This is a genomic window from Mycobacterium sp. 48b, from assembly GCF_048282725.1.
In the GTDB taxonomy this organism is placed as follows: Bacteria; Actinomycetota; Actinomycetes; order Mycobacteriales; family Mycobacteriaceae; genus Mycobacterium.
Window position 1 is genome coordinate 6,249,698 of the sequence record NZ_JBLVUL010000001.1, and the last position, 12,834, is coordinate 6,262,531.

General features: G+C 65.3%; 16 protein-coding genes and 3 tRNA genes. 6 read left to right on the forward strand and 13 right to left on the reverse strand.

All coding sequences use genetic code 11. The features are described 5' to 3' along the window. Window positions 1–63 precede the first annotated feature (63 nt). The 4 genes from ACNQR1_RS30570 (at window position 64) to ACNQR1_RS30585 (ending at window position 4,029) form a co-directional block, all read left to right on the forward strand. Complete coding sequence (locus tag ACNQR1_RS30570; protein WP_418049292.1) at window positions 64–942, forward strand: cyclopropane mycolic acid synthase family methyltransferase; 879 nt, start codon at window positions 64–66, stop codon at window positions 940–942. A 186-nt stretch (window positions 943–1,128) separates the two neighbouring features. Next, entirely contained in the window at window positions 1,129–1,989 is an 861-nt protein-coding gene (locus ACNQR1_RS30575) for a cyclopropane mycolic acid synthase family methyltransferase (RefSeq protein ID WP_418049293.1), read from the forward strand. 114 nt (window positions 1,990–2,103) lie between these two features. Continuing rightward, complete coding sequence (locus ACNQR1_RS30580) at window positions 2,104–2,799, forward strand: YciI family protein (protein ID WP_418049294.1); 696 nt, start codon at window positions 2,104–2,106, stop codon at window positions 2,797–2,799. A 6-nt stretch (window positions 2,800–2,805) separates the two neighbouring features. Then, on the forward strand, window positions 2,806–4,029 hold the full coding sequence (locus ACNQR1_RS30585) for an RNA polymerase sigma factor (RefSeq protein ID WP_418049295.1): 1,224 nt from the start codon (window positions 2,806–2,808) through the stop codon (window positions 4,027–4,029). A gap of 138 nt (window positions 4,030–4,167) precedes the next feature. Here ACNQR1_RS30585 and rplA read toward each other — a convergent pair whose 3' ends face one another. From rplA to ACNQR1_RS30650, 13 genes are all read right to left on the reverse strand, one after another. Continuing rightward, on the reverse strand, window positions 4,168–4,875 hold the full coding sequence (gene rplA, locus ACNQR1_RS30590; protein ID WP_301682862.1) for a 50S ribosomal protein L1: 708 nt from the start codon (window positions 4,873–4,875) through the stop codon (window positions 4,168–4,170). Between the two features lie 82 nt (window positions 4,876–4,957). Then, window positions 4,958–5,386, reverse strand: coding sequence for a 50S ribosomal protein L11 (gene rplK / locus ACNQR1_RS30595; RefSeq protein ID WP_003881829.1), 429 nt, complete (start codon window positions 5,384–5,386; stop codon window positions 4,958–4,960). 69 nt (window positions 5,387–5,455) lie between these two features. Beyond that, window positions 5,456–6,280, reverse strand: a complete 825-nt coding sequence (nusG, locus tag ACNQR1_RS30600) for a transcription termination/antitermination protein NusG (protein WP_418049296.1) — start codon at window positions 6,278–6,280, stop codon at window positions 5,456–5,458. 27 nt (window positions 6,281–6,307) lie between these two features. Continuing rightward, a complete protein-coding gene (gene secE / locus ACNQR1_RS30605) occupies window positions 6,308–6,775 on the reverse strand; it encodes a preprotein translocase subunit SecE (RefSeq protein ID WP_418049297.1) in 468 nt (155 codons plus the stop codon). 70 nt (window positions 6,776–6,845) lie between these two features. Continuing rightward, a tRNA-Trp gene (locus ACNQR1_RS30610) sits at window positions 6,846–6,918 on the reverse strand. A 162-nt stretch (window positions 6,919–7,080) separates the two neighbouring features. After that, window positions 7,081–7,590, reverse strand: a complete 510-nt coding sequence (gene hadC / locus ACNQR1_RS30615; protein ID WP_418049298.1) for a (3R)-hydroxyacyl-ACP dehydratase subunit HadC — start codon at window positions 7,588–7,590, stop codon at window positions 7,081–7,083. A gap of 13 nt (window positions 7,591–7,603) precedes the next feature. Then, window positions 7,604–8,032 (reverse strand): (3R)-hydroxyacyl-ACP dehydratase subunit HadB, encoded by a 429-nt coding sequence (hadB, locus tag ACNQR1_RS30620; RefSeq protein ID WP_418049299.1) that lies wholly within the window; start codon window positions 8,030–8,032, stop codon window positions 7,604–7,606. After that, complete coding sequence (gene hadA / locus ACNQR1_RS30625; protein ID WP_044516003.1) at window positions 8,032–8,496, reverse strand: (3R)-hydroxyacyl-ACP dehydratase subunit HadA; 465 nt, start codon at window positions 8,494–8,496, stop codon at window positions 8,032–8,034. The genes hadB and hadA overlap by 1 nt, the downstream gene beginning before the upstream one ends. A 9-nt stretch (window positions 8,497–8,505) precedes the next feature. Further along, on the reverse strand, window positions 8,506–8,673 hold the full coding sequence (gene rpmG / locus ACNQR1_RS30630; RefSeq protein ID WP_003881823.1) for a 50S ribosomal protein L33: 168 nt from the start codon (window positions 8,671–8,673) through the stop codon (window positions 8,506–8,508). Between the two features lie 46 nt (window positions 8,674–8,719). Continuing rightward, window positions 8,720–8,793, reverse strand: a tRNA-Met gene (locus tag ACNQR1_RS30635). A gap of 39 nt (window positions 8,794–8,832) precedes the next feature. Beyond that, a tRNA-Thr gene (locus ACNQR1_RS30640) sits at window positions 8,833–8,905 on the reverse strand. Between the two features lie 110 nt (window positions 8,906–9,015). Then, window positions 9,016–10,251 (reverse strand): globin domain-containing protein, encoded by a 1,236-nt coding sequence (locus tag ACNQR1_RS30645; RefSeq protein WP_418049300.1) that lies wholly within the window; start codon window positions 10,249–10,251, stop codon window positions 9,016–9,018. After that, window positions 10,248–10,697, reverse strand: a complete 450-nt coding sequence (locus ACNQR1_RS30650) for an RrF2 family transcriptional regulator (RefSeq protein ID WP_418049301.1) — start codon at window positions 10,695–10,697, stop codon at window positions 10,248–10,250. The genes ACNQR1_RS30645 and ACNQR1_RS30650 overlap by 4 nt, the downstream gene beginning before the upstream one ends. A 124-nt stretch (window positions 10,698–10,821) precedes the next feature. On the opposite strand from ACNQR1_RS30650, the gene ACNQR1_RS30655 reads away from it, so the two are divergent. Together ACNQR1_RS30655 and ACNQR1_RS30660 are read left to right on the forward strand one after the other, a co-directional pair. Beyond that, the gene (locus ACNQR1_RS30655) at window positions 10,822–11,547 is read left to right on the forward strand and encodes an MBL fold metallo-hydrolase (RefSeq protein ID WP_418049302.1); all 726 of its coding nucleotides are present in this window, start codon (window positions 10,822–10,824) and stop codon (window positions 11,545–11,547) included. 240 nt (window positions 11,548–11,787) lie between these two features. Continuing rightward, a complete protein-coding gene (locus ACNQR1_RS30660; RefSeq protein WP_418050564.1) occupies window positions 11,788–12,777 on the forward strand; it encodes a phospholipase effector Tle1 domain-containing protein in 990 nt (329 codons plus the stop codon). The last annotated feature ends 57 nt before the right edge of the window (window positions 12,778–12,834 follow it).

A 12,834-nucleotide genomic window follows, 5' to 3' on the forward strand; every position in this document is an offset into this window, starting at 1 on the left:
CGGCTAGGTCAAGACGTGGCTTAGTGCGGCTCTCGCCAGTCCGTCTTCTTCGTTAGGCGCCGTATGGCAAAACAGCCGGCCAATCTCACACCCCATTTCGACGACGTACAGGCCCACTACGACCTGTCCGACGATTTCTTCGCCCTGTTTCTGGATCCGACGCGGACGTACAGCTGCGCGTATTTCGAACGCGATGGCATGACGCTCGAAGAAGCCCAGCTCGCCAAGATCGACCTGGCGCTGGGCAAGCTAGGACTGCAACCGGGAATGACCTTGCTCGACGTCGGATGCGGGTGGGGCGCCACGATGAGGCGGGCGTTGGAGCGCTACGACGTCAATGTCGTCGGCCTCACGCTGAGCCGCAACCAGGCCGCGCACGTCCAGGAGACGTTCGACAAATCCGACAGCCCACGTTCCAAACGGGTGCTGCTGGCCGGATGGGAAGAGTTCGACGAGCCGGTGGACCGGATCGTTTCGATCGGGGCCTTCGAGCACTTCGGTCCCGATCGCTACGACGACTTCTTCAGCTTCGCCCACCGGGCGCTACCGCCCGACGGGGTGATGCTGCTGCACACCATCACCGGGATTCACCCCCGTAACGCCCACGACATGGGCATACCGCTCACCTTCGAGCTGGCCAAGTTCATCAAGTTCATCCTCACCGAGATCTTCCCGGGCGGGCGGTTGCCCACCGTCGAGATGGTCGAAGAGCATGCGCAGCGCGCCTCGTTCACCCTGACCCGGCGACAATCACTGCAGCCGCACTACGCGCACACTCTCGACATCTGGGCGGCCAACCTGGAGGCCCGTCGCGACGAGGCGATCCGGACCCAGTCTCAAGAGGTCTACGACCGCTACATGCGCTACCTCACCGGCTGCGCGAAGCTCTTCCGGCAGGGCTACACCGACGTCAACCAGTTCACCCTGCATGTCGCGAGTTAATTTTCTTCGCTCCCGCGGTACCCGGTCACCGATCTCCGCAGGAAAATAAGCACAATTGACAGATTCAGCAACTTGATCTTGTTTGCCGACAAAATCCCGTGATAGTGGTGGTGCCGGGGTCGCAGCGGTTGTCTGCGGTACTCTGACATTCGCGGGGAGAACTCTAGGGCTTGGAGCAATTCGAATATGTCCAAATTGACACCGAAATATGAAGAACTGCAGTCGATCTACGACATTTCCAACGAATTCTACGAACTGTTTCTGGGCCCCACAATGGGGTACACGTGCGGCTATTTCGAGCGCGACGACATGACGGGGGACGAGGCGCAGCTCGCCAAGTTCGACCTGGCGCTGGGCAAGCTGGGACTTGAGCCCGGCATGACCCTGCTCGACATCGGGTGCGGATGGGGCGCGTGCATGGCGCGGGCGATCGAGAAGTACGACGTCAATGTCATCGGCCTGACGTTGAGTGGCGAGCAGCGTGAATACGCCATCGAAAAGCTCTCCAAGGTGCCCACCGAGCGCAATGTCGAAGTTCGGCTGCAGGGCTGGGAGGAGTTCAACGACAAAGTCGACCGCATCGTGTCGATCGGTGCTTTCGAACATTTCGGATTCGAGCGGTATCCGGCGTTTTTCGAGACGGCCTACAACGCGCTGCCCGACGACGGAACCATGTTGCTGCACAACATCACCGGATTCGACCTGCGCCAAGGCCAGAAGCTCGGCCTGCACATGACGTTCGAAGACGCCCGGTTCGCCCGGTTCATCATGACCGAGATCTTCCCCGGCGGCCGGCTGCCCTCGGTGTCGATGGAGGAAGAGAAAGCCACCGAAGCCGGGTTCAAGATCACCCAGCTGCAGGAGATCGGGCCGCACTACGTCCGGACGCTGAAGATCTGGGCCGACGCCCTGGAGGCCCACAAGGACGAGGCGATTGCGATCCAGGGCCAAGAGGTCTACGACCGCTACGACAAGTACCTCAACGGCTGCCAGAAGTACTTCGCCTCGGGTCACATCAGCGTGCATCAGTTCACGCTGCAGAAGTAGCGGGAAGTCGTCAGAAGTAATCTCGCGCGGCCTGTCGGATCCCGGCACCGTCGTTCGTCGGATAGGTAGAGAGTGGAACAGACGGTTCTCACTCGCTGACGCCGGGAGACGACGATGCATTACTTCGCATTACTGATCAGTCAAGACGTGGAGCTCGCACCCGAGCAGCGGACCGAAGGCATGGCTGCCTTCCAGGCATTTCACGCCAAGGCCGAGTCGGCGATCCGGGCCGGCGACGCGCTGGACAGAGCCGCTGCCGCCACCCGCATCAGCGGAGGTCCGGAAAACCCGACGATCACCGACGGCCCGTTCCCCGAGGGCGCCGAGGTGGCCTGCGGCTACTACGTGTTCGAGGCCGAGAACCTCGATGAAGCGCTGGCCCTGGCCCGCGACATCCCGGTCGCGCAGTTCGGCGCGGTGGAGGTGTGGCCGATGGTCCATTGGCAGGCGCCCGAGCAGCCGCTCGGCAATGACTGGCTGGCCCTGCTGCTGGAGCCTCCGGAGGAGGTCAACACTCCGGGTACCGACGAGTGGAATGAGCAGGCGGGCAAGCACGTCGAACTCGCCAAGACCATCGGGGACAGGACGCTCGCCGGCGCGCCGCTGCATCCGCCGTCCACCGCGACCACCGTGCGCGTGCGTGAGGGCAAGGTGACGCTGACCGACGGCCCGTATGCCGAGGGCGCCGAGGTGGCCAACGGCTTCTATGTACTGCGGGCGTCGGATCGCGACGAGGCGGTCAAGCTGGCGTCGATGATTCCGGCGTCGGCCATCGAGGTCCGCCAGTTGGCCGGGGTTTCAGGCCTGTAAGCGTCGATGACCCAACTGGACGGCGTCTTCCGGCGTGAGTGGGGCCCGGCTGTTGCCACGCTCGCGCGATGGTCAGGCGACCTCACCGTGGCCGAGGACGCCGTTCAGGAGGCCTGCGCGCAGGCGCTGCGGGTGTGGCCTGCCGATGGCATGCCCGCCAATCCCGGTGCGTGGTTGATCACGGTGGCACGAAATCGCGCCCTGGACCGGCTGCGGCGCGAATCTGCCCGCCCCGGAAAGGAACTCGCAGCGGTGTACGAGCAGGTGAACGCGCCGGGCAGTGATGCCGAGCTGCACCCCGTGCGTGACGACGAGCTGAGGATGATGTTCACCTGCGCTCATCCTGCTCTGGACCGCAGTTCGCAGCTGGCGCTGACACTGCGGCTGATCTCGGGGCTCACCGTCACCGAGATCGCCCGCGCCCTGCTGCAGTCCGACGCCGCGGTCGGACAGCGGATCACCCGGGCCAAGAACAAGATTCGCCAGGCGAACATCCCGCTGCGGGTACCGCCGCCGGAGCTTCTTGAGGAGCGAACGCCGCACGTACTCGGCTGCATCTATTCGGTGTTCACCGAGGGCTACTGGTCGACCGGCGGCCCGTCGGCCATCCGCGACGAGCTGTGCGACGAGGGTGTCCGCCTCGCGGGCGAGCTGTGCTCGCTGATGCCAGGAAACCGGGACGCGCGCGCGCTCGCAGCCCTTGTGCTGCTGCATGATTCGCGTCGTCGCACCCGGGTGGACGAGAGCGGCGCGCTGATTCCGCTCGACGAGCAGGACCGTAGTCATTGGGATCGGGGGCGTATCGCGCGGGGCCTGGAACAGTTGCGGTCGGCCGAGGGCGCACCCGGAACATATCTCCCGCAAGCGGTGATCGCCGCGTTGCACGCCACCGCGCCCACCTGGCAGCACACCGACTGGGCCACCATCTGTATGGCCTACGACCAGTTGGCGGCGATGACCGACTCGCCCGTCGTGCGCGCCAATCGCGCACTGGCCGTTGGCTTTCGCGACGGTTTCACGGCCGGGCTGGACGCACTCGACGAGGTGGCCGATGACCCGCGGTTGGCGAGAACCAATGCGGTGGCACCGATCCGCGCGGATCTCCTCCGCCGGGCCGGGCGGTTCGACGAGGCACAGCGCTGGTACCGCATCGCGCTCGACGGCGAAGGCCCCGGGTCCGAGCCGGCCCGGGCCTTCCTGCGGCGCCGCCTCGCCGAGTGCCACCCTTAAACGCCGAATGGCCAGTTATGACACGCGATTCAAGGAATCTTGTGCCGTAACTGGCCACTCGACAGACGGATTACGCCTCAGAGCCCATGGTCGGCTCCGCTGCGCTACGCCTCAGAGCCAATGGTCGGCTCCGCTGCGCTACGCCTCCGTGAAGTTCCGGGTCACCGACGGGTCAACCGGGATACCCGGGCCCGTGGTGGTGGAGACGGTCACCTTCTTGAGGTAACGACCCTTCGAGGACGACGGCTTGGCCCGCAGCACCTCGTCGAGGGCGGCGCCGTAGTTCTCGGCCAGCTTGGCGTCGTCGAAGGACGCCTTGCCGATCACGAAGTGCAGGTTGGCCTGCTTGTCGACGCGGAAGTTGATCTTGCCGCCCTTGATGTCGGCCACAGCCTTGGTGACATCGGGAGTGACGGTTCCGGTCTTGGGGTTCGGCATCAGACCGCGCGGGCCCAGCACGCGGGCGATCCGACCGACCTTGGCCATCTGATCCGGGGTGGCGATCGCGGCGTCGAAGTCCAGGAAACCGCCCTGGATCTTCTCGATCAGGTCGTCGCTGCCGACGACGTCGGCGCCGGCGGCCAGTGCCTGCTCGGCCTTCTCGCCGACGGCGAACACGGCGACACGGGCGGTCTTGCCGGTGCCGTGGGGCAGGTTGACGGTGCCGCGGACCATCTGGTCAGCCTTGCGGGGGTCAACACCGAGGCGGATGGCGACCTCGACGGTGGCGTCCTGCTTCTTGGAGGAGGTCTCCTTGGCCAGCTTCGCAGCCTCAAGCGGCGTGTAGAGCTTGGTCCGGTCGACCTTCTCCGCGGCTTCGCGGTATGCCTTGCTGTTCTTGCTCATTCTGAATCCAATCGTGTGTGTTGGAGTCGTGGTCCTGCGGGCCGATGCCAGCCCTGCCACGCTTTCCAGTGCGGTCGAATACCTACTCGACCGTGATGCCCATGGAGCGGGCAGTGCCGGCGATGATCTTCGACGCAGCGTCGATGTCGTTGGCGTTGAGATCGGCCTTCTTGGTCTCAGCGATCTCGCGCACCTGATCCCAGGTCACCTTGGCGACCTTGGTCTTGTGCGGCTCGCCCGAGCCCTTCTGCACACCGGCTGCCTTGAGCAGCAGCTTGGCGGCGGGCGGGGTCTTCAGTGCGAAAGTGAAGCTGCGGTCCTCGTAGACGGTGATCTCCACGGGGATGACGTTTCCGCGCTGCGACTCGGTCGCGGCGTTGTACGCCTTGCAGAACTCCATGATGTTGACGCCGTGCTGGCCAAGTGCAGGACCGACCGGCGGGGCGGGGTTGGCCTGCCCGGCCTGGATCTGCAGCTTGATGAGCCCGGCGACCTTCTTCTTCGGGGCCATGCTTCTGGTGTTCCTTTACTTGCTCATCCAAGGGCGTGAAACGCCCGTTGTTTCTAGCCGCTGTGGCGACTAAATCTTGGAGACCTGGTTGAAGGTCAGTTCGACCGGAGTCTCGCGGCCGAAGATGGAGACCAGCACCTTGAGCTTCTGCTGCTCGGCGTTGACCTCGCTGATGGAGGCGGGCAGCGTCGCGAACGGGCCGTCCATGACGGTGACGGACTCGCCGACCTCGAAATCGACCAGGATCTCGGGACGTTCCAGGGTGGCTTCGGTGCTGGCACCGACCGCGGCAGCGGCGCTGGACTTGGCGGGCTTCTTGGCCGCGCCCTGCGGCAGCAGGAACTTCACCACGTCGTTCAGCGACAGCGGGGACGGACGCGAGGTGGCGCCGACGAAACCGGTGACACCCGGGGTGTTGCGCACCGCGCCCCACGACTCGTCGTTGAGTTCCATGCGCACCAGGATGTAGCCCGGCAGCACCTTGCGGTTGACCTGCTTGCGCTGGCCGTTCTTGATCTCGGTGACCTCTTCGGTGGGCACCTCGACCTGGAAGATGTAGTCGCCGACATCCAGGTTCTGCACACGGGTCTCGAGGTTGGCCTTCACCTTGTTCTCGTACCCGGCGTAGGAGTGGATGACGTACCAGTCACCAGGCTTGAGTCGCAGCTCCTTCTTGAGCGCGACTGCCGGATCCTCGTCTTCGTCGGCGGCCGGCGCCTCGTCGGCGGCTTCGGCCGGAGCCGACTCAGACTCCTGCTCGGCGACAGCCTCGGTCTCTTCGACCGTCTCGGCCTCGGTGGCCTCCTGGTCGGCAGCTTCCAGGTCGTCTTGCGACTCGACGCCGTCGACGTCAACGGTCTCGGCAACGGTCTCGTCGCCGTCGAACGTGGTCACGTTGTCAGTCCTCTCTCAAATTCCAGATCAGGTGCCGAACACCAGCGACACCAGCCGCGCCAGTCCAAGGTCGACGCCGGAGATCAGCGCCACCATGAACACCAGGAAGACCAGCACCACCGTGGTGTAGCTGACCATCTGCTTGCGGTTCGGCCAGATCACCTTGCGGAGCTCGGCAACGACCTGCCGCAGGTAGTTGACGACGAACATGATCGGGTTCCGCGACGGCCCGGTCTTCTTGGCCTTCGCGTTCTTCTTGGCCTTCTTCGACTTTCCGGAGTCGGCCTCGGCATCGTCGCTCGACGCCTCGCCCTCGGCGGCCTCGTCACCGTCGGCCTCAGCAGCCGCGCCACGACGGGTCCGCTTGCCGGTCGGGCGCAGCGGCCGGGTCACCACAGCGGTCTGGCCGTGGGTGGTGTCCGTTGCCCCGGTGTCGGTGCCAGCGTCGGTTCCAGTGTCGTCTGCGGAGCCGGCACCTTCGCGCTCGTCGCTCACCGCATGCCTTTCATCCTGGTTTGTGTGTTCACCTTCCAGTGTCCACACGTTGTCGAGTATTCAGTTTGAGCAGGGGCGACAGGACTTGAACCTGCAACCTGCGGTTTTGGAGACCGCTGCTCTGCCAGTTGAGCTACGCCCCTCTGTTGGTGACTTGCTGGCCCTTTCGTCACCGTACTGCGTCGAGGCTTACACAATTCGCGCGCGGCCCGTTCGATGGTCAAGCCGACGGACAGCGCGCTGAAATGGGAAAAACCCCGAGTGCCGAGTGTACCCCGGCGTAGGTGCCATCTACTAATCGATTGCTACTCCCCGGCGGCCTTCCGCACGACCTTGCCGGTCTCCGGATCCCACTTGACCTGGATGGAATCGTCAGCGTCGTGACCCATCATCGTGGTGATGGCCTCCAGGACCACCTCACCGGCGTCGTCGGTGCAGATGTTGTGGGTGACGACGATGTCGGCGCCGAAGCGTTCCTCGACCGAGGCGATCTCCATGACGGCGTGCAGCTGATCGCCGGCCTTGAGCGGCTTGCGGTAGAGGAACTTCTGGTCGACCTGGACGATCTGCTTGGTCTCCATGCCGATGTCGACGTTCTGGAAGAAGTGTTCCTGCACCAGCAGCGCCAGGGTGGAGGCGAAAGTGAGCGGGGCGACCAGGGTGTCGTGGCCGAGTTCGGCGGCCGCGGCCTCGTCGTGGCTGGCCGGGTCCATGGCCTTGACGGCCTTGGCGTACTGACGGATCTGCTCGCGGCCGATCAGGAAGGGATGCGGATACTTCCAGACCATTCCGCGGATGTCAGCCTTGAGTGCCATGGCCCAGAACTCCTTACGCCAGTTTTGCGGTCGCGATGGCGCGCCCGAAGATCTTCTTTCCGCCTGCGGTCGCCGAGATGGCGATGGTGACCAGTTTCTCTTCGGGTTCCACGGACTTCACGCGCCCGTTGAAGACGATCTCGGCGCCGACACCGTCGTTGGGGACGGGCACGACGGCGGTGAACCGCACGTTGTACTCGGTCACGGCAGCCGGGTCGCCGACCCATTCGGTGACGTAGCCGCCGCCGACGCCCATGGTCAGCATGCCGTGGGCGATCGCGGTGTCGAGGCCGACCTGCTTGGCGATCTCGTCGTCCCAGTGGATCGGGTTGAGGTCACCGGACACACCGGCGTAGTTGACCAGATCTCCACGGGTCAGCGGGATCACCCGCTCGGGGAGCGTGTCGCCGACCTTGACCGAACTGAACTCGCGCAGCGCCATCAGTTAAAACCCTCTTCTCCGTCACCCGCACGCCCCGCCAGGGTCGTGTAGGCCTCCTGGACCACCTCACCGTTGTCATTGGTGATGATGTTCTTGGTCACGATGATGTCGGTGCCGTGCGCCTTGCGCACGGAATGCACGTAGACGTCGCAGTACAGCTTGTCCCCGGCCTTGACCGGCTTGTGGAACTTCAGCTCCTGGTCGACCTGGACGATCTGCGCATCCTGAATGCCGATCTCGGCCCACTCGAAGAAGGCCCACTGCGCCTGGTAACCGAAAATGCAGATAAAGGTCAGCGGCGCCAGCACCGAGTCGTATCCGAGCTCGGCTGCGGCAGCCTCGTCGTGGTAGAACGCACCGTCGTTCTTGACCGCGATCGCGTGCTCGCGGATCTTCTCGCGCCCGACCTCGTAGTGCTCAGGATGCCGGTAGTGCATCCCGACGATGCTGGTCGAAAGAGCCACAGCGAATGGCTACCGCGACTCTTTGTGCGGCTGGTGGGTGCCGCAGTTGGGGCAGAACTTCTTGATCTCGAGCCGGTCGGGATCGTTGCGGCGGTTCTTCTTGGTGATGTAGTTGCGGTGCTTGCACACCTCGCACGCCAAAGTGATCTTCGGCCGTACGTCGGTACTCGACGCCACGTCAGTTCTCCCTGCTCAAAATCACGCTCTGCTTTTGATGTTCCTGTAGCGGTGGGGAGGCTCGATCTCCCGACCTCACGATTATGAGTCGTGCGCTCTAACCAGCTGAGCTACACCGCCCCGATCGACGCGGACGGGGCTCCGCCCGGGCGTCCACCGAGCCCCCTAACGGAATCGAACCGTTGACCTTTTCCTTACCATGGAAACGCTCTGCCGACTGAGCTAAGGGGGCTTGTCCCGCGGCGTTGCGGCTGCGGGGCCTTAAAGAGGGTACAACCTCCCCGGCAGCCGCACCAAACCGCAGGTCAATGCGGCCGCCGGGGAGCTGTTTTGCCTGGTCGCCTAGTCCAGGAGCCAATCGTTGGGCGCGAACAGCTCGCAGTGCACCCGCTCGTGGGCGATTCCGCGGTCACTCAGCTGGGTGCGGACCGCCTCGACGAACCCGGCCCCGCCGCACAGGTAGTACGCGGCATCGGCGGGTAGTTCGACCCCGTCGAGCTTGAGCAGTCCGGCGTGCACGCCGGCCGCCCCTCCGGTGACGCCGTCCTCGTACCAGAGGTCGAGGCTCGCGTTGGGCAGTGCGTCGATCAGCTCGTGCTGACGCTCCCGCAGCGGGTGGCCGCTGTCACTGCGGTCGGCATGCAGGACCCGCACGTGGGTCTCGGGCGCCTCGGCGGACAGGAATTCCAGGATGCCGACCATGGGCGTGATCCCGATTCCCGCCGACACCAGCACCAGCGGGCCGTCGGGCCGGCCGCCGTTGTACAGGTCACCGAAGGGCACCGTGACGTCGAGCAGGTCGCCGACGCAGACGTTGGCCCGGATCCAGGACGACACCTCGCCCGCGGGCTGGTCCGCGACGGCGTCGACCGGTTTGACCGCAAACGTCAGATCGGTGGACCCCGGTGCGCCGACCAGGCTGTACTGGCGTAGCTGACGGGCGCCGTCGGGCAGGGTCACACCGACCGAGACGTACTGTCCGGCAGCGAAGTTGACGGGCTCGGCGGCGCGGACGGTGACCAGCACCGCACCGGACGGGTCGTCGACACGGGAGGCGACGTGCAGGCGCCGGAAGACGTCGCCGGGTTCCACGCCGGCGCCCGCGTACAGATCCCGCTCCAGCGCGATCAGGGTGTCGGCCATGATCCAGTAGACCCGGTCCCAGGCCTGCGCCACCTCGGCGGTCACAGTGTCGGCGCCGAGCACCTCCACGATCGCGGCGAACAGGTTGTCGTGCACGATCGGGTACTGGTCGGCGGTGATGCCAAGCGAGGCGTGCTTGTGACCGATGCGCGCCAGCAGGGCCGACGGGTGCGGCAGGTCGGGGTTGACCAGATGGGTGGCGAACGTGGCGATCGAGGCCGCCAGCGCCCGCTGCTGGGCGCCCTGAGCCTGGTTGCCGCGGTTGAACAGGTTGCGCAGCAACTCAGGGTGGTTGGCAAACAGCCGCCGGTAGAACTCCGAAGTGATCTCGTCAATGTGCGCGCCGATGAGAGGCAGTGTCGCCGAGACGATTTCGGCGTGGTGCGGCTCGAGTTCGTCGCGTACCGCGGACGGCTCGGGGCTGGTGACGGTCATCGGAGATTCCCTTCAGTTGTGAGTTGTAAAACAATCGGCAGACGGGTGTCTGCCGTCAGGTCTGTCACGGTGTAGCGGTCGAGTTCGCGATAGAACGCCTGCTTGGCGTCGGCCAGCACGCGGCGGAGCCGGCACGCCGCGATGAGCGGACACGGGGAATCCCCGCCGCATTCGATGACCTCGCGGTCGCCTTCGAGTTCGCGCACCAACCAGCCGATCGAGGCGTTGCGCCCGGCGTCGGTGAGCACCAGTCCCCCGACCCGGCCGCGGCGGGCGTGCACCATGCCCAGCTCGGACAGCTTGGACACCGCCTTGGCGACGTGATGCTCGGACGCGTTGGCCCCCGTGGCGATGGTGCGGGTGGTGATGCGCCGGTCCTCGGACTCTCCCGAGGCCAGCAGCATCAGCGTCCGCAGTCCTAGGTCGGTGAACCGGGTGAGGTGCATACCGCTGACGCTAGTAATTCCGCATTTTTGATGCGAGTTTTATCGGTGTGCGTTCAAACACGTCATGACGTGCGGTTTTTGGACCTGCGGGGATGGCCGGACGGAGCCGCAATAGTCTTGACCCATGGCCGAGCCCAACGCCCAAGACCGCTTGTACTTCCGGCAGTTGCTGTCGGGTCGCGACTACGCGGCCGGCGACGTGATCGCCCAGCAGATGCGCAACTTCTCCTACCTGATCGGCGACCGCGAGACCGGCGATGCCGCGGTGGTCGACCCTGCCTATGCGGCCAACGATCTGGTCGACGCACTCGAGAACGACGGCATGCACTTGTCCGGTGTGCTGGTCACCCATCACCACCCCGACCACGTCGGCGGCACGATGGCGGGCTTCTCCCTCAAGGGCCTGGCCGAGCTGCTGGAACGCCAGAGCGTGCCGGTCCACGTCAACACCCACGAGGCCAACTGGGTCTCCCAGGTCACCGGGATCGCGCAGAGCGAGCTGACCGAGCACGTGCACGGCGACAAGGTTTCGGTCGGCGCGGTGGAGATCGAGCTACTCCACACTCCGGGCCACACGCCGGGTAGCCAGTGCTTCCTGCTGGGCGGCCGGCTGGTCGCCGGGGACACCTTGTTCCTCGACGGATGCGGGCGTACCGACTTTCCCGGCGGCAATGTCGACGACATGTTCCGCAGCCTTCAGGCGCTGGCCAAGCTGCCCGGCGACCCGACCGTCTTCCCCGGGCACTGGTATTCGGAAGAACCCAGCGCCCCGCTCGATGAGGTCAAACGCAGCAACTACGTGTATCGGGCGTCGAACCTCGACCAATGGCGCATGTTGATGGGCGGCTGATGAATCGTTTCAGTCGAGCCAAGTGCGGAATCCACTGAATTAACGGCGCCGCAACGGGGCGATTCCGCCTTGCTACCGGCCATCTGCCACGGATTTCGTTGCCAAAACGGTTGCAATAGGAACTACGCGCCGTTTTCCGCGATTCGAGTAGTGCAATACTCAGGACATCTGGCGGCAGACCCGGCAAAGTAACTGTCAGCAATAGTTGAGCAGTAGTTGACAGTCCCGCCGGGGGTCGCCGTGAAGAACATCGTGCTGTGCTTCGACCACACAGATGAACAATTCGGACTCCGTGACGCATCGAATACCGAGATGCTGTTTCGGTTGCTGGACGACACCGATCAGTTGATCTGGTATCACAGCGGCGCGGCCACCCGACACGGCAGGAGAATCACGCCGGGCCGCCGCGGCGATGCCGTCAGCGAAGCCCGGGCCGCCATCGTCGAGGCATACCGATTCCTCGGAGACGCGTGGGATCCGGGCGACCAGATCTTCGTGTTCGGTGGAGGCGAGGGCGGGCACCGCGCCGGAGAGCTGGCCACCCTGCTCGGCACGGTCGGATTGTTGCCTGCCCATTCCGACGACCTACTGGACTACGCGCTGGCCACCTACGTGCTCCCCCGCACCCCCCGCACGCCGCAGGACTGGCGGCAGATCAGGGTGCTGGCGGCACAACTGGTCGGCGACCGCGACCCTGCCGTACCGGTGCGCTTCGTCGGGTTGTGGAACGCGACGGCCACGCCGGGCACGAAACAGCGGATGGGCCCGCTGCCGACCGTGGAATCGGGCCGGCACGCCGTCGGCGTGGACGGCGGCCGCCGGACCGTGCGGTACTGCGAGCGTCTCGACGAGGTCTGGTTCCGGGGCACGCGCAGCGACGTCACCGGTGGCACCGGCGCGTGCTGGCCGCTGGCCGACATCACCCTGGACTGGATGCTGGACGGGGCCATCGCCGCCGGGCTGCAGGTTGTCGACAACAGCGCCTGCCCCACCGACCTCGATGCGCTGGCCGGGACCGCGTCGGCGATCGGTCGGTGCCGGGCGCCGCTGGACGCCAAGGTGCACGCCAGTGTCGAGGTGTATCTGCGGTCGCACCCGCACTACTGGCGGCGACTGCCCGCGCGTATCGAATGGGCCGATATCGAGTGGCTGGCCCGCGGTGAGCGGTTGGTGCACACACCGGTGATCCCGTCCGTGCAACGCGACATTCTCACCGCCATCGCCTCGTGACACGGCCGGCCTCGGCCGAAGTTTGCTGAGCCGGACCGGTGCCCGCACCCCAGGTCC

Bases quoted from the DNA above. Each gene is read 5' to 3' on its own strand.
- ACNQR1_RS30570 (WP_418049292.1), top strand. From the start codon at position 64: ATGGCAAAACAGCCGGCCAATCTCACACCCCATTTCGACGACGTACAG.
- ACNQR1_RS30575 (WP_418049293.1), top strand. From the start codon at position 1,129: ATGTCCAAATTGACACCGAAATATGAAGAACTGCAGTCGATCTACGAC.
- ACNQR1_RS30580 (WP_418049294.1), top strand. From the start codon at position 2,104: ATGCATTACTTCGCATTACTGATCAGTCAAGACGTGGAGCTCGCACCC.
- ACNQR1_RS30585 (WP_418049295.1), top strand. From the start codon at position 2,806: ATGACCCAACTGGACGGCGTCTTCCGGCGTGAGTGGGGCCCGGCTGTT.
- rplA (WP_301682862.1), bottom strand. From the start codon at position 4,875: ATGAGCAAGAACAGCAAGGCATACCGCGAAGCCGCGGAGAAGGTCGAC.
- rplK (WP_003881829.1), bottom strand. From the start codon at position 5,386: ATGGCCCCGAAGAAGAAGGTCGCCGGGCTCATCAAGCTGCAGATCCAG.
- hadC (WP_418049298.1), bottom strand. From the start codon at position 7,590: ATGGCACTCAAGGCTGACATCCGCGGAATGGTCTGGAAGTATCCGCAT.
- hadB (WP_418049299.1), bottom strand. From the start codon at position 8,032: ATGGCGCTGCGCGAGTTCAGTTCGGTCAAGGTCGGCGACACGCTCCCC.
- ACNQR1_RS30645 (WP_418049300.1), bottom strand. From the start codon at position 10,251: ATGACCGTCACCAGCCCCGAGCCGTCCGCGGTACGCGACGAACTCGAG.
- ACNQR1_RS30650 (WP_418049301.1), bottom strand. From the start codon at position 10,697: ATGCACCTCACCCGGTTCACCGACCTAGGACTGCGGACGCTGATGCTG.
- ACNQR1_RS30655 (WP_418049302.1), top strand. From the start codon at position 10,822: ATGGCCGAGCCCAACGCCCAAGACCGCTTGTACTTCCGGCAGTTGCTG.